Origin of the sequence: Paenibacillus xylanexedens (assembly GCF_007680605.1) — a bacterium.
GTDB lineage: Bacteria > Bacillota > Bacilli > Paenibacillales > Paenibacillaceae > Paenibacillus > Paenibacillus xylanexedens_B.
Window position 1 is genome coordinate 192,501 of the sequence record NZ_VEIO01000003.1, and the last position, 15,354, is coordinate 207,854.

Here is a 15,354-nt window from a genome sequence, read left to right on the forward strand (position 1 = left end):
CTTCCAAAGTTATTCAGACTTGTTTCCAACTTGTAAACTTGTATCTATATCTTTATCTTTATTTACAAGTGGGAATACGAGTTGAAATGTCACGCCTTCTTGATGCACTGGATCGCTCGGCAATAATGTAATCGTTCCCCCCTGCTTCTCAACAAACTGCTTTACGAGGGATAGACCGAGTCCGGTTCCGCCTGTTTTGCGAGCTCTGTCCTTATTGACGGTGTAAAACGGCTCAAAAATCTTCTCCCGTGCCTCTTCAGGGATCGGCGTACCTGAGTTATAGATGCGAATGACCGCCTGATGTTCCTCTATACGCCCCTCATTCTCCACTCGAATGATGCCTCCAGGAACGTTATATTTGATCGCATTGTCCAGCAGGTTGATGAAAATATGCATCAGACTCTCACGGTCACTGTGAATGATGGCAGGCTCCAGATCAAGCTCCATGTTCAGTGCAAACTTTTCAACCTTACCTCGCATTCGTCCGCAAGCGTCCGCAAGCAATGCCCTGATTTCCACATCCTCCGCCTGATTCTCGAAATCATACTTTTCAAGCGCGGACAGGTGCAGCACCTTCTCCACCATTTCATATAATCGTTCGGTTTCTTTCCCGATATTATTCGTCGCATCGTCCAGCAGTTGGGGATCATCCTTGTACATGTTTAAGAGCTCCACATATGCCTTGATGGACGTCAGCGGTGTCTTGAACTCATGACTGATGTTGCCGATATATTGTTTCTGTTGCTGCTCCAGTGCCTGCAACTTCTCAATCGCCAGTTCCAGCTTCTGCTGCTCGGCATGCATGGCTGCAATATTTTGTTGAATAGACGTGCTCATATAATAAATCCCTTGTCCCAGCTCGCCTAGTTCGTCCTTACGTTTGACCGGAGATTCGGTAATATAGTTCCCTTCTTGAATGGAGGCCGCTGATTTCTTCAACCGGGTAATCGCTACGGCAAAACGGTTGTAGAACAGATACCCTAGAATGAAACTAAGCGCAACCACCGTGATGCCTGCCCATAGGAATAATTGTTGAATCCGGGCATAGAAATCCTGATAACTCTGTACGGAATATTGAATCCAGATGGCACCGATCTGTCCCTCCGGGCCGTCAAGCGGGGCAGCATAGAGCAACGTCTCCCCTTGCTCATGATAGGCAATTTTATTCTTCAATGCATAATTCAGAGTCTCCTGAACGAGTTCATTCTCACTGGGCGCAAAAGAAGCTCCCACTTGTTTGCCACTCATGTCATATAGTGCAACTGGCAGACCTGTTGAGTCAGAGAGAGCTTGCGCCAATCTACGTCCATTTTGCTGCAAGAACTGTTCCGGTTCCTGGCGAATCGCCTCCGTATAATACGCTTGGCGTACATTCAGATTAATGAGACGCGTCTGTTGCGCGAGAGTACGCTCCACCTGTGATTGCTGATTAAGCTCAATACCTCGCAGCACAAGAGAACTAAGTACAACCACGGTGAGGATGAGCAACGCAGCCAGAAACACACTGAACTTCAGCTTGATGCTGACTCTCATACCGCTCCGCCTGCTTCAGGAGCAACTGCCTTGTACCCAATCCCGTATACCGTCTGCAACATTTGCTGATCGGTATCCCCGATTTTTTTGCGCAAACGCTGGATATGAATATCTACCGTCCGTGTCCCCCCTGCGTACTCCATGCCCCACACTCGATCCAGCAAATCATCCCGTGTGTACACCCGTTCCGGATTGGACATCAGGATGGTTAGCAGGTCAAATTCCTTTGGTGTTAAATCCAGCTTCTCTTCACCCACCGTCACGGTGCGATGAGCAACATGAATACGCAGTGTTCCGTTGACAATCGCTTGGCTCTTGGAGTCGTCCTGCGGCGGCGTACTGCTCTTCTCCACCCGACGCATCAGTGCCTTCACGCGGGCGAGCAATTCACGGATTTCGAATGGTTTGGTCATATAATCATCTGCGCCCATTTCAAGACCTACAATTTTATCCACAAGTTCATTCTTCACAGTGAGCAAAATAATGCCGATATCCTCTCGGTCTTCTAACCGGCGACACACGCCATATCCGTCCAGTTTAGGCATCATCACATCCAGGATCATCACCTGGGGATGGAACAAAGCCACCTTTTCCAAAGCCTCTTCGCCATCATTCGCTGTCTCTACTTCATATCCTTCACGCCGCAGTGCGTACGAAATGGCACTGACGATGCTGGATTCATCATCCACCACAAGCACTTTTCTATTCATCGGATTCATCCTCTTTTATCTGTGTCATTGGTTTATGCGTTTATGTTAACAAGATCGCGATCATTACGCCATGAAACTTTGGTCGTTTTCATTACCCTATGGATACCTCGCAGTAGGTACGTTGCTCTTCTTCTTTTATACCCCAAAGACGGCAAAGAGAGCCATTCCACCGATGGACTGGCTCAAAATTTCTTTCTCTATTATATGTTGAGTGTAACCACGTGAAATTCACTGATAGTATTTACACGCTAATCATTTTTGTTGGTACCTATTGCTAAGGCAGCAACTTTCGGATTTCCTCTTCGGAAAGACCCGAGGCCTTCACAATAGTGGACATGTCCACTCCAAGGGCTAACAGCTCACGGGCCATCTCTTGTTTGCCTTCTCGTAAGCCTTCTGCCCGCGCACCCTCAATCATCGACTTCTCATCGCTCAGGGCCTTCATCCGGGCATCATACGCCATACGGGTAGCGGCATCATGACTCAGAAATTCCAGCGTATCCATAGCTTTCTTTAACATCGGTTCGTTCATGGCCAGCACCTCCCGAGGCCACTTATGGAAGCAACTTCCGAATTTCTTCTTCGGTAAGACCCGAGGCCTTCACAATAGCCGACATGTCCACACCGAGTGCTAACAGCTCGCGAGCCATCTCTTGTTTGCCTTCTCGTAAGCCTTCTCGTAAGCCTTCGGCCCGCGCACCCTCAATCATCGACTTCTCATCGCTCAGGGCCTTCATCCGGGCATCATACGCCATACGGGTAGCGGCATCATGACTCAGAAATTCCAGCGTATCCATAGCTTTCTTTAACATCGGTTCGTTCATGGCCAGCACCTCCCAGTTTGATGTGTCGATCCCTTTCAGAAATAACAGCCAATTCACAAGTCCGCCCTTTTCCAGTGGAATAGGGTGTTGCTCCAGCTTCGTTAACTCCATCACATGGATTTCAATGTCATCCGTCAGGCTAATCCCTGTGTGGTCTTCCCGCAAATGAAACACATTGTGGTAACGTTCATTATCCAAACAGGAATAGTTCAAAATGTTAATGGTCACACACTTTTTAAGCAGGTTGTAGTTCTCACCCTTTTTAATCTGGTGGAAGTACATCTCACTCCAGTAGAACAGTGTGCGCTTCTCCATATGGTACGGGTTGAACAGCTGCATCTCAATATTAATGAGCTTGCCTTCGACCGTCTTTGCCTTAATATCCAGAATGGACTGTTTGTCCTCTGGACTATCTTTATCCGTGTACGTGTTAATAACCGTAATCTCCGTCAACGGAGCCTCGCCAGTTTCAATAAACGTGCTGTTCAGAAAAGCCAACAAAACATCTTTATTTTGCTCACTTCCAAAAATGCGTTTGAACACAAAATCTACCCGTGGATCAAGCAGTTCCGCCACACATCATCAGCTCCATTCTTCACCAGCATTATACCATAATTCCCATCCATCCTTCCGTTTAAAAATAATGAACTAAAGTATTTACACAATCCACTCCGATGACAGAACAACCTTCCAATCGCTGTTATCCCAGATTTTTTCGATTCCCTTCTCCAAAGGGGAAAATCCGGGGAACAGCGTATGCTTCCGATGTAGCTTTCTTGCAGAAAGCTTTCAGGCGACCGCTCCGCTTTTTCAGTTTTTTTCTGTCCTCTCCGTCAACGTGTAGATGAACAGCTCAACTTATATAGCATCATTTGATTATTCATTCCTCAAACGACAGATTTAACGGCTCGTCCGACATCTCATATTCCGTCTCCATATGCGTTACAGGTGTGTTCAAGTCCACTTCTTCGAAGCGGAAGCTATCGACCCAAACCTTGCCTTTCCCGTTCAAAATCACTCCAAACGAGATCACTGCGCTCTCTGCCGGTACATCCAGCACAATGCTGTACTGATTCCATGGCTGTGTACCCGTGATCGGCCGGTCATGCATGTTATCAAACTGCAGCACATCATGGACATGGTTATCCACACGCATCCATAGTCCGCAGAATGCTTCTACACGATCCGTTTTGACAAAACCGGTCAACTTCATCCGCTTGCCTACATACTTGTCTGCCCGGAACTGCTGCATCATCGTAGCAAATTCATTCGGTTCCATGGGCGTCACAGCCTTCAAATACCCCGAAGCCTTGCCTTGATGTACCTCGGCAGGATCAAGTCCCATCTCATAGTTTTGCGGGTGACTCCCTGTTAACATCCAACCTTTGATTGCCGTTGTCGTATTCATCTTTATTTCTCCTCCTCTGGTTTTACCAGTGAACAGTTTCAGATCAAATAATTTGCGAAACCGACCAGGCGGTATGCCATACATTTTGCGAAAAGCCCGAGTAAACGCTTCCTGACTTTCAAATCCGCAGGCAAGTGAAATGTCCAATATCCCTGCTTCCGTCGAACGAAGTGCGGTAGACGCGAGGCTCATTCGCCGATGCCGAATGTAATCAACCACCGTCATCCCCACCTCATCCCGAAAAACCCGGTGATAATGATAAGGCGATAATGCCGCCTTGGAAGCCACGTCTTCCAGTCCAATCTCTTCATGCAGATGGTTCTCGATATAGAACAGGCTGTCCTGAATCATATCCTGATATCGACTCAATTGAAGATGCCCCCTTCCATATCCTTACTATACGCGTTCACGAAGGAGCCGTTTTGATCATTTTTGCGGAAAAAATAAAAAAAGAAGAGCCAGACCAAGGACAACTCTGTCCTTGACTGACTCTCCGCGTATTTAGACTGCCGGAACCGGCTGTGCACCAGCCTCTTCTTCATCATGCTCTACCAGCTCATGCTTCTCCCAGGCACGGCTCTTCCAGCGGAAGTACATAATGACCGCACGTGTCCATTCGTCTGCCGCAATAGCAAGCCATACACCTGCCAGTCCCAGATTCAACTGGAACACGAGCAGATAGCCAAGAGGCAGACTCATGCACACCATGGAGATCAGGCCCATGTATACCGGGAACTTCGCATCACCTGCCGCACGCAGGGAACCAATGATAACGATGTTACACGTACGCCCCGTTTCAAGCACCAGACTGAGTAACAATACCTGTGCTCCCAGCCTGATAATCTCCGGATTTTCCGTAAAGATGCTCATCAATGGCACGCGGAAAATGATAATGATCACGTCAATCGCAACGGTAGCCAGAAGCGCCCATTTTACACTGTCGAATACACGTTTATACGCATCGTCCTTGCGCCTAGCACCGACAAGCCGGCCGACAATGATGGACGTTCCCATGCCGATCGCCATACTGAACAGATAAATATAACTCGAAATGTTACCTGCATATTGCTTGGTTGCCATCGCTTCCGCACCCAAATAGGTCACATACAGCGTGAATACGAGCTGGCAGGAGTGATAGACCATCGATTCCATCGCGGACGGAATACCGATGCGCAGAATTTTGCCAATAAAATTTTTGGACAATTTAATGTAATATTCAAAATCGACACGAACCTCGCTCACACGATACAAGAGCCAGAAGAAGATCAGCAAGCAGACAAAACGGCTACCTACCGTCGAGATCGCTGCCCCTTCCACACCCAGCTTCGGCAGGCCGAAATGTCCAAAGATCAGAGCATAGTTACCAATGACGTGAATGACGTTCATAAACACGGAAACATACATCGTTTCCTTGGTATAACCATGTGTACGAATCGTTGCCGCCAGTGCATTAATGAGGGCCTGCAAGAAAATTCCGCCCCCGACAATACTTATATAGGAACGAGCATAATCGTAAATTTCACCTTGTATATTTAAAAGCGACAGCAAATGTCCGCCAAACACCAGGAAGATCACACTCAGGATCAACCCGACCGCTAGATTAAGCGTGATGGCATTGCCTGTAACCTGTGCTGCTTCTGTCAGCTTTTTCGAACCGATATATTGGGCTACAACGATAGCAGCACCATGTCCAATGACTTCAAGTACAAGAATCGCAATCGAGATAATCTGGTTGGCTGCGCCCACTCCGGATACGGCATTATCCGAGACCGAACTAAGCATGAGCGTATCTACGCTCCCCATCAACATAAACAAGAAGAGTTCCAGGAATATAGGCCAGGTCAGCCGAATCAACTTCAAATCCTTGGCATCTGAACGGAGGGACTCTTTGGTGGAGGATATTGCTGTCATTTTCTCACCTTTCCAACGTGGGCTTGATTTCATAGGGTATGTTAGCACAGGTGGTTTGAAAATGCAGTAGTTTTGCGAAAATAATTGAAAATATTTTGAAAATTCCAGTAATAGGTATTTTAACGCTTTCATGAAACCTGTCTGGCTACTCCTTTTGAATGATGCTCAATAATGCCCCCAGGACATAACAAAGCCCTCCCAGCACGCATGTTAAGCGATTAGTGGGAGGGCTATACTCTCTTACGTTTAAAATCATTGGAAACACGGACAAGCAATTATCCTTTGACCGAACCTGCAGCGATCCCTTCGACAATTCGTTCGCTCAGCACCAGGAACGCAATCAGAATCGGCAAAATGCTGATCATCAGCGTTGCACCAATGGCACCCCAATCGGTGGTGTATTGCCCGATAAAGTTCTGCACTCCGACAGTCAGTGTTTTGTACGCATCCGAACTGATGAAGGTGTTGACAAAAATAAATTCGTTCCAGTCATAGATCATGTTAATGATCGCCGTTGTCGCAATAACGGATGCTGTCATCGGCAACACGATACGGAAGAAGATGCGGTTCACCGAGCAGCCATCCATCACCGCTGCCTCTTCTACCTCTCTCGGAAGCGCGTAATAGAATCCCAACAGAATCATAATCGTAATCGGCATATTAAATGCAATGTAAGAGAGAATGACCGATAACGGATGATCGGTCAGATTTAACTTCAAGAACAGGCTGAACAGCGGAATCAGCGTGGAATGCACCGGGATCATCAGACCCACCATAAACAATCCCAGCACCAGTGAACGTCCCTTCCAGCGCATGCGTGTGATCGCAAAGGTGACAAGACTTGCAAACAGCACCGTGAACACCACGGAAACGACCGTAATCCATACACTGTTGAAAAAATATAAGCTGATATTGCCTTCCGTCCATACCTTGACATAGTTCTCCCAACGCGGCGTAGCCGGGAGCGCAAAAGGAGCCATGTCGAATACTTCCTGATTATTTTTAAGTGAAAATAACAGCAACCACACTAAAGGCAAAATCTGAAGCAAAGCCACCAGAGACAGAAGCACGTATAACAGGACGTATCCAAGCCTTCTTGTCCATACCGGGCTATGGCCTGTCTCCGGGCCCACAGGCAACCGAACAGCCGGTTCCATCTTCAACGGAATGACCTCCTTTCATTATAAGTAAGCGTCAGGAATATTGAATTGTGTCTTTGGATGCCGTTGCCTTACGCAGTAACCACGTCACAACCAGACAGATGAGAAGCAGGAAGAACCCTACTGCACTGCCGTATCCAAAGTCAAAACTGCGAAATGCCTGACGATACATGTAGGAGGCCATGACTTCACTTGCGCCATTCGGACCGCCGTCTGTCATGACATAGATCAGGTCAAAATATTTAAGTGATCCGACCACGGCGAGCACCACGGTCACTTTGATCACTTCGGTAATGAGTGGCAGCTTGATCCGGAAAGCAATCTGCCATGGGTTTGCTCCGTCTATCCGCGCAGCCTCGATGAGCGATTCCGGGATATTTTTTAGTGCCGCATAGTAAATCAAAATATAGAAACCTGCATACTGCCACAGAATCGGCACGAACAGTGCATACAGCACCAGGGATGGCTCCGCCAGCCAGGCTGGCGGATTGCTAAATCCGATGGCTTCCAGAAAGCTGTTCAGCACACCGTTGCTGGGGTGGTAGATTTTCAGCCATAACTGAGCGATCGCAACGGAAGACAACAGCATCGGAATCAGATATATTTTGCGAAACAGATTCGCGCCTTTGATCTTGCCTGAGAGCACCAATGCAATCATCAGATAACCGATGAGACTCAGCGCAGAGAACAAGGCTAATAAAAAGGTATGATTCGCACTCTGCCAGAACGTACTGTCCTGAAGCAATCTGGCGTAGTTATCCAAACCTATAAACGTCATTGCCCCAATTCCATCCCATTGCATCAAACCGTAATAACCCGTAAGTACAATGGGGATGTAGACCAGAACCAGGAGCAGAAGCAGCGCAGGAAGCACGTACAGCGCAGCCACTAGACGGTTCGACATGACTTTGTCCAAGACGTAATCCTCCCTTCAAGCGTTCAAACATTCATATGGTGTACGTGTCGGTGAGGTCTACATCAGTTGCCTTTGTCGATCGCAGCCTGATGATTCTTCACAAAGTCTTCCGGTGTTACCGCTTTACCAAACAGTGCCTGAATCATATCGAGATGCGCCTGGGCAGCAGCCGGTTTCATCTGTACATCTGCAAAGAGGGTCAGGCTGCTCGCCTGATTTAACTCGTTCAACAGATCGATGTAAAGCTGTGGCAGCTGTACTGCAGCCGTATCCACTTTAGTTGCTGGAATGACCCCTGCTTCGGTCACAGAGCTTTCGCCCCATTTTTCCACAAAGTATTGAATAAATTTCTGTGCATCATCCTTCACTTTCGAGTTCTGAGCCGCAAACAATCCTACACCCGGTCCGCCGACCCAGCTGTTAATGTCTCCTTTGCCGCCGTCAATCGTCGGGAATTTGAAAAATCCTACCTTATCCTTGAATTCCTGCGGAATATCCGGGTTCGTTGTAAAGTTAGGCAACTCCCACGTTCCCATCAGATACATCGCTGCTTTTTCATTCATGAATTCGGATTTGCCCTCATCGTTGGACAGGCCGTTAAAACCTTTGTTGAATGCGTTCATATCCACCAGCTTCTGCACTTCGGCCGCAGCCTGTGTCAATGCCGGATCGTCAAACTTGCCAGAGCCGTTAATCGCTTTCTCCAGTGCATCCCCGCCTACACGATTCGCCAGGTACATGTACCAGAGTGACCCCGTCCAGCGATCCTTGTTCCCCAATGCAATCGGCACTTCACCGTTGTCAGTCAGTGTCTTGATTACGCTCAGGAATTCATCATAAGTCGCAGGTGGCTGCAAATTATATTTTTCAAAAATCGCTTTGTTGTAATAAATAGGGGAGATGTTCAGCTCGATCGGCAGTGCATACGTTTTACCGTCTACCGCGTAAGCCTCGGTCGTTCCGGCGATAAACTTCTCGCCCAGGTCCCCTTTCAGCAAATCATCGAGTGGTGCAAACAGGTTGCCCTTCACATAAGGCTCCAGGAATCCCGCAGCCCAGGTTACGCCCACATCGGGAAGTTCATTGGAAGCAGACAGAATTTTCAGTTTGTTTTTGTATTGTTCATTTTCCAGCACTTCCTGCTTGATCGTCACATTTGGGTTGTCGGTCTGATACTGCTGGATAATATCGTTAACCAGCTTGTTTTGCTGTGCGGAACTGCCAGCAGGCCAAAGATGCATGAATTTCAGAGTAACCTTGCCGTCTCCGCCACTGTCACCGCCGCCTGCATTACTACCGGAATCATTGCCCGCCCCGGAACCTGCATTGTTGCATCCAGACAAAATGACAGCCAAAATCAGTGTCCATGACAGGATCATCGCCAGTGTCTTTCTTTTCATATTTCCAACCCCCAATAGTTGAATTTCGGTTTTGTAACCGCTTTAAAAAAATTGTAGCATGGGCAACATCAGCCTATAAGGGTAGAATGATTTGGAAAAACTCCACTATTTTAAGTATTCATTCCCTGTTTTGTTGAAGAAGTGAATCCTCCTTCATCCCATCGGTTAATCCTTTTCGTTCACAGCATGGCGATATTTACTCGGGCTGATGTTCTCCAGGCTTTTAAATACTTTGATAAAATATTTATCGGTCTGATAACCTACTCTCTCGGCAATCTCGGATATGGGCAGGTTCGTCTGTACTAGCAATTCCTTCGCTCGCTGTACCCGTTTGCGCATGAGATATTCGCTAAAATTCAGTCCGACCTGTTCTTTGAACAGCACACTGAAATAACTGGAATTCAAGTGCAGGGAATCGGCAAGCTCCCGCATCGTCATCGGTTCACCCAGATGTGTCTCAATGTAGGTCAGAGCTTCTCCAATTGGGGTATTATCCTGCTGCTCTCTCCGTTCCCGGATATCTACCAGCTTCGGGTCAACGATCTCTTGCATCGCTTGAATACGTCGTTGCTGCTCATGAAGAAAGAGTGCCTTCTGTACCGTCTGAAGTAGCTGCTCTTTATCAATCGGCTTGAGCAAATAATCGACCACACCCAGCTTAATCGCCTGTTGCGCATAATTGAAATCCGCATACCCTGACATGATCAGCACCGCAGGTTTGATAGAAAAATGTTGAATAGCTTCCACCAGAGACAAGCCAGACAACTCTGGCATGCGTACATCCGTAATCAGCAGGTCAGCTGGCTGGCTTGCAAGCCAATCTCTGGCCTCCACACCACTGGCAACCGTCTGAATCCGGTTCTTCCCGGCAGACCATGCTTCAAGTGTTTTACGTATGCCTTCTCTTGTACGCGGCTCGTCGTCCACAATCAGAATCGTTCTCTCATGAATCATGTGCATCCTCCGTTCCCCTAGGAATGTCGAATCGGATCACTGCTCCTGCTCCAACCTCGCTCTCGACCGTAAGTTTGGCATGCTCACCAAGCTGACGACCAAAATAAATCCGTAGACGCTGATGTACATTGATCAACCCCATACCTGCTCCTCTTCCGGGAGCCACAGGCTCACCACCATTTAGTGCCTGTTTAATGTTCTGAAGACGTTCCTCGTCTATACCCGGCCCATTATCGCGTACCTCCACACACACGTGACCTGTTATGGATGAAGGATATACGCTGATCTTTACCATTCCAGGTTTTAACGTATTCTCGATGCCGTACAGAACGGCATTTTCCACAAGCGGCTGAATCAGCAACTTAGGCATGGGTACGCTTCGCAACTCTTCTCTCAGCCTGATCTCCCACTGCATCCTGTCACCCAGCCGCATCTGCATAATGTTCAGATACCGTTCTACATGTTCAAGCTCGTCCGCCAGCGTAACCCATTCATCCTGATGGGGGCTGGAGATGATGTAGCGAAATAACCGGGACATCGCGATAACCATCCGCGCCATCTCCTCCTCTCCTTTTTCCTCCAACGACCAGTAGAATGCCTCTAATGTATTGAACAGAAAATGAGGATTAATCTGGGATTGCAAAGCCTTCATCTCAGCCCGGGACTGCATGACCTCCTTCTCATGTACCACCTGCGTCAATTCATTCTGCCTATACACCATCTGGTTATACACATCATTCAGTTCATTGATTTCTAAGGTGGAGCTGACCATGAGGTTAGGTCTCATTGCCCCCGGTTGTGCCCCGCGCATCGCCCGCATCAGCCGAATTAGCGGACGGGTAATCATCGTGGAGAGGAAGAAGGACATCACTAAGAAAAGCACAACGCCGATCATTCCCGATACAAGCAATGCCGTTCTCAGGATTGACACTCCTTCGGTAGTCTCTCGTAGCGGTGTCAGTACAGCCAGTGTCCAGCCCGTTAACTCGGATCGTTGCTTCACCACGATATAAGATTCCTTGCCATTCTGAACAACCGATTCACTGTTCATCACTGCCTGAGGATCGAGATGCACATCCAAATTAGAGGTCACCACTTCACCGTCACCGTCCAGCAACATGATTGAATCCTGGGAGCCGTCTGCCCCAGCCGAATCATTCAGTTGAAAAAAACTGCGCTGCATACGTACAACCACGTATCCCCCGTGCTCAAAGGAACGCTCCAGCAGACTGATCCGCCGAACAGCCAGAAGAATGCCCGGATCGTCGGGATCGGAGCCAGCCCACACCAGTCGCCCCTTACCCTCGTCCGCTTTGACAATCCAGTTCCGCTCCAGCCTATGACTTAAGGAACGATCATCCATCGGAAAGATACGGCTGTAATCCGTCGTGTAAATCTCCATGCTCTGTGCGCCATTGATAAAGGATTGATAACTGCCTGCGATCTGCAGCAACGCCTGCCGCTGGTTAAACGTGGCTTTCTGCCCCCGCTTCTCCTCGTTCAGCAAACGTTGCACGTAAGCATCATCTGCAACCTGAGCGGTCAGGGAATTCACCTGTGCAATCAATGCATCCAACCTGCCGCTGGCCTGTACCGCGGTCTGATGGATATGCTTTTCGGCATTGCTTTTCAACAAAGCCGCTACACGGTCATAGGCTGTTATGCCTGCGAGTAGCAGCACAATAAGCATAACCATTACAAAACCGACGAAGATCTGATTGCGAAGTGAGTTAAAATGTCTGGTTTTCCGCCGCAACGTTTGATTTCCTCCTCTTTCTGCATGTAAAAGAACCCACCATCTCACGCCCGTCTTTTTGCATGACGGGATACACTCGATGCCGAATTCATCTACGTTATTCTGTTAAGGTTATATTGAAGCGCTTGCAAAAGAGCCGACAAATTAAACTCTCTTATGTTTCTTTTCCTCTTAGCGGACCAACTTTGTTTATCGATTAAATTAACTCATTCAAGATAACATAGTTTTATTTGGGGATCAATGGATTTCAACTGATTTTCAATAGATTAGAACATGATAAGAGGAGGACATGGAGCAATGGAAGCTCCACCCCCACGAAACTCCTTAATATGTAATTATATATAATATTATGAAATATTCTATTATGATAGACAATATGAAAAATGATATCAAATACCTAACTTTCTAAGGAGATTCTTAACTTATGAAAAAAATGAGCCAAAAAAATTGGATTATCATTTTAATATTTGCTCTTTTAGCCTCTCTAGTTGCAAATGTTGTTGGTTATAATTCAAGTAACGGAAAACTAAAAGATTATTTAAATCAACAATACAGTCAGGTGCTGTCAGATTACGAACGTAACATTCTTTCTACCTCAGATTCAATCTTGTCAACTTTGAAGAGCGCTATAAATAAAAAGAAGATTAGTAGAGAAGAACTGCTATTCTTATGCAATAGCTATGAACAGTTAAAACAAAATCAGATTCAATATGCAAACTATGTACTGGTCTATAACTCTCCTGACGGGAAAAAGGCTTTTTCTTTGGATAAGAATGAACCTATTACTCTTAATTATCTTCCTGGTTTTATCTACTTTAATTCAAGTAAAGCTATGTTTGAAAAACTTCTTTTGCAAAGCGAATCCGCTTCTGACTTAGTTGTAACTACTAGCTTAGATAAGAGCTTAAGACTTGCAAATGAAATCGTCCAAATAAACACAGCCATTTATAAAAAATATATCAATGAAAATTTCGCCCAATTGTCAAACGAAGAGGCAATCATGACCCGGCTATACTTACAAAAGGATCTAACCACCTCGTCTGCAAAACTAGCCGATCTTGATGCAGAATTATCTAAATTAAATGACTAAACCCCTTATAAAAATTCGCCATAACCAAGAGCCGAAGCAGGACTAACCTCTGCTTCGGCTCTTTTGCAACCATACATTAGAATGTTCGTCACTAATCATTTCTTATATCCATCACTGTTACCCTTTAGGTAGCGCATTACGTAGACGTTTCTCCCGATACCGCTGGTATGCACGAATCAGCATGCCGATGATGATCATCACTACACCGATGTTAATCGCCACATCCGCCAGATTCAATATGCCCCGGCCAGACGGAAACACCAGAAAGTCCGTCACACGAGCATAAACAAAGCGATCTATGGCGTTGCCGAGTGCACCGCCGACCATGAAACCTGCCCCGGCCTGCATCCAGAATCCCCGTATCTCACCTTTACGCCGATAATAGAGCATACCTACGATAAACAGCACGGCAATGACCCCGAATAAACGTGCATTCCCTTGAAACATGCTTCCGGCCATACCGCTATTTTCGTAATGTTGCAGCTGCATCCCTGAATCCCCAAGCCGCATCACTTCGCCAACCTCCATATACATCCGAACTGCAATTTTAGTACCCTGATCCACAAGCGTAACCAGCAACGCGATAAAATAAAACAACATCGTTTTCCCCCTGCCTGCCTAAGCCGCTCTTTATGTTCAATTGCAGAAAAATCATTATAACGTTCTTCTTACTCTACCACAGCGGTTATAACGTCTCCAAATGATCCGATCTTAAGTCTCTTCTAACATCAGATAAAATAAGCAATTCACTTCAAGCAGGTAGGACCCTGCTACGCGTCGAATGTAGAGCTTCATCACACATACGAAGGAGATGTCTTTCATTTGAATTCGATTAATCCCGCAATCGCTGCAAGACTTGCGCAAATGCAGCAGGAAGAACAGGAACTGGTATGGGATACATTCAACTCCGAAACAGCACTACAGCTCGGCCTTCATCTAGTTCAGGAAGCGAAACGCCGTTCACAAGCGGTGACTATTGATATTACGCTAAAGGGACATCGTCTCTTTTTGCATGCGATGGAAGGCACGCACCCCGATAACGAAAACTGGATTCGGCGCAAAAACAACGTGGTCAACCACTTCGGCTCCAGCTCCTGGCATACGGCCTTACGACTACGGAGCGAAAACAAAACATTGGAGCAAGATTACCAACGATCTGGCTCCGATTATGTACTGGCTGGCGGCGCATTTCCGCTGATCTTAAAAGAAGAAGGGCAAGTGGGAACAATCACGGTATCAGGTCTGCCTGATGAGGAAGACCATGACCTTGTTACCACAGGCATTCGCTCGTTTTTGAAATAGAGCCTGTTTGAGGAAAGTAATTCCCAAATCGCTCACCATACAAAAAACACCTTCTAGAGAAACGATATGAATATATCTACTCTAAAGGTGTTTAGTTATTAAGCTATTCTTACTATTTCTTTATTCCTGGTAGGCAACTACCCTTAAATCAGATTTATCATCATCTGGGATAGTAATTTTTTTGAGGAACTCCAACAGGATGTGTGGCCCCTACGGTTGTAATCTTACTATCTGGCATGCCGATTCCTGTGTTTAAGCCAGATAGTCTTGCCAGAGCTTTGCTATTATTCGCTGCCGGAAGTTTGGCTGTAAAGATCACTTTCGTCCCATCGGCAGATACAGTCCAATCCGGAATGGTTGTCCCAAATGCTGTTGCGATCTTGTTCGCAA

At 46.8% G+C, this 15,354-nt stretch carries 14 protein-coding genes and 1 pseudogene; 2 read left to right on the forward strand and 13 right to left on the reverse strand.

The window, feature by feature from the left end; genetic code table 11:
* Nucleotides 1-9 precede the first annotated feature (9 nt).
* The 11 genes and pseudogenes from FS818_RS18665 to FS818_RS18715 all read right to left on the reverse strand — a co-directional run bounded on the left by FS818_RS18665 (nt 10) and on the right by FS818_RS18715 (nt 12,572).
* Nucleotides 10-1,533 (reverse strand): sensor histidine kinase, encoded by a 1,524-nt coding sequence (locus FS818_RS18665; protein ID WP_145333642.1) that lies wholly within the window; start codon nt 1,531-1,533, stop codon nt 10-12.
* Nucleotides 1,530-2,243, reverse strand: a complete 714-nt coding sequence (locus FS818_RS18670; RefSeq protein WP_145333643.1) for a response regulator transcription factor — start codon at nt 2,241-2,243, stop codon at nt 1,530-1,532. The genes FS818_RS18665 and FS818_RS18670 overlap by 4 nt, the downstream gene beginning before the upstream one ends.
* Nucleotides 2,244-2,517: 274 nt before the next feature.
* Nucleotides 2,518-2,787, reverse strand: a pseudogene (locus FS818_RS18675) (Rpn family recombination-promoting nuclease/putative transposase); the annotation flags it as partial.
* 10 nt (nt 2,788-2,797) lie between these two features.
* Complete coding sequence (locus FS818_RS18680; RefSeq protein ID WP_145333644.1) at nt 2,798-3,643, reverse strand: Rpn family recombination-promoting nuclease/putative transposase; 846 nt, start codon at nt 3,641-3,643, stop codon at nt 2,798-2,800.
* Between the two features lie 304 nt (nt 3,644-3,947).
* The gene (locus tag FS818_RS18685; protein WP_260989912.1) at nt 3,948-4,844 is read right to left on the reverse strand and encodes a helix-turn-helix transcriptional regulator; all 897 of its coding nucleotides are present in this window, start codon (nt 4,842-4,844) and stop codon (nt 3,948-3,950) included.
* Between the two features lie 132 nt (nt 4,845-4,976).
* Nucleotides 4,977-6,386, reverse strand: coding sequence for an MATE family efflux transporter (locus FS818_RS18690; protein WP_145333645.1), 1,410 nt, complete (start codon nt 6,384-6,386; stop codon nt 4,977-4,979).
* Between the two features lie 275 nt (nt 6,387-6,661).
* The gene (locus FS818_RS18695; RefSeq protein ID WP_260984721.1) at nt 6,662-7,543 is read right to left on the reverse strand and encodes a carbohydrate ABC transporter permease; all 882 of its coding nucleotides are present in this window, start codon (nt 7,541-7,543) and stop codon (nt 6,662-6,664) included.
* Between the two features lie 37 nt (nt 7,544-7,580).
* Nucleotides 7,581-8,462 carry a carbohydrate ABC transporter permease gene (locus FS818_RS18700; protein ID WP_145333647.1) on the reverse strand — a complete coding sequence of 294 codons (882 nt, stop codon included), beginning with the start codon at nt 8,460-8,462 and terminating at the stop codon, nt 7,581-7,583.
* 62 nt (nt 8,463-8,524) lie between these two features.
* On the reverse strand, nt 8,525-9,862 hold the full coding sequence (locus FS818_RS18705) for an extracellular solute-binding protein (protein WP_145333648.1): 1,338 nt from the start codon (nt 9,860-9,862) through the stop codon (nt 8,525-8,527).
* A 165-nt stretch (nt 9,863-10,027) separates the two neighbouring features.
* Nucleotides 10,028-10,816 (reverse strand): response regulator, encoded by a 789-nt coding sequence (locus tag FS818_RS18710; protein ID WP_145333649.1) that lies wholly within the window; start codon nt 10,814-10,816, stop codon nt 10,028-10,030.
* Nucleotides 10,806-12,572, reverse strand: a complete 1,767-nt coding sequence (locus tag FS818_RS18715) for a cache domain-containing sensor histidine kinase (protein WP_145333650.1) — start codon at nt 12,570-12,572, stop codon at nt 10,806-10,808. The genes FS818_RS18710 and FS818_RS18715 overlap by 11 nt, the downstream gene beginning before the upstream one ends.
* Nucleotides 12,573-12,996: 424 nt before the next feature.
* Between FS818_RS18715 and FS818_RS18720 the strand changes: the two genes are divergently transcribed.
* Nucleotides 12,997-13,662, forward strand: a complete 666-nt coding sequence (locus FS818_RS18720) for a hypothetical protein (protein ID WP_145333651.1) — start codon at nt 12,997-12,999, stop codon at nt 13,660-13,662.
* A 117-nt stretch (nt 13,663-13,779) separates the two neighbouring features.
* On the opposite strand, the gene lspA is transcribed toward FS818_RS18720, so the two are convergent.
* Nucleotides 13,780-14,262: a signal peptidase II gene (gene lspA, locus FS818_RS18725; RefSeq protein WP_090921622.1), complete on the reverse strand. Its 483-nt coding sequence runs from the start codon at nt 14,260-14,262 to the stop codon at nt 13,780-13,782.
* Between the two features lie 222 nt (nt 14,263-14,484).
* Here lspA and FS818_RS18730 point away from each other — a divergent pair, with 222 nt between their 5' ends.
* The gene (locus FS818_RS18730; protein ID WP_260989913.1) at nt 14,485-14,964 is read left to right on the forward strand and encodes a heme-degrading domain-containing protein; all 480 of its coding nucleotides are present in this window, start codon (nt 14,485-14,487) and stop codon (nt 14,962-14,964) included.
* A 160-nt stretch (nt 14,965-15,124) separates the two neighbouring features.
* Here FS818_RS18730 and FS818_RS28875 read toward each other — a convergent pair.
* The coding region (locus tag FS818_RS28875) for a hypothetical protein (protein WP_186375541.1) at nt 15,125-15,354 on the reverse strand (230 nt) is incomplete at its 5' end.

What these genes read in the sequence shown, in the direction of transcription:
- FS818_RS18665 (WP_145333642.1), bottom strand. Translation starts at nt 1,533, where the DNA reads ATGAGAGTCAGCATCAAGCTGAAGTTCAGTGTGTTTCTGGCTGCGTTG.
- FS818_RS18690 (WP_145333645.1), bottom strand. Translation starts at nt 6,386, where the DNA reads ATGACAGCAATATCCTCCACCAAAGAGTCCCTCCGTTCAGATGCCAAG.
- FS818_RS18695 (WP_260984721.1), bottom strand. Translation starts at nt 7,543, where the DNA reads ATGGAACCGGCTGTTCGGTTGCCTGTGGGCCCGGAGACAGGCCATAGC.
- FS818_RS18670 (WP_145333643.1), bottom strand. Translation starts at nt 2,243, where the DNA reads ATGAATAGAAAAGTGCTTGTGGTGGATGATGAATCCAGCATCGTCAGT.
- FS818_RS18710 (WP_145333649.1), bottom strand. Translation starts at nt 10,816, where the DNA reads ATGATTCATGAGAGAACGATTCTGATTGTGGACGACGAGCCGCGTACA.
- lspA (WP_090921622.1), bottom strand. Translation starts at nt 14,262, where the DNA reads ATGTTGTTTTATTTTATCGCGTTGCTGGTTACGCTTGTGGATCAGGGT.
- FS818_RS18720 (WP_145333651.1), top strand. Translation starts at nt 12,997, where the DNA reads ATGAAAAAAATGAGCCAAAAAAATTGGATTATCATTTTAATATTTGCT.
- FS818_RS18705 (WP_145333648.1), bottom strand. Translation starts at nt 9,862, where the DNA reads ATGAAAAGAAAGACACTGGCGATGATCCTGTCATGGACACTGATTTTG.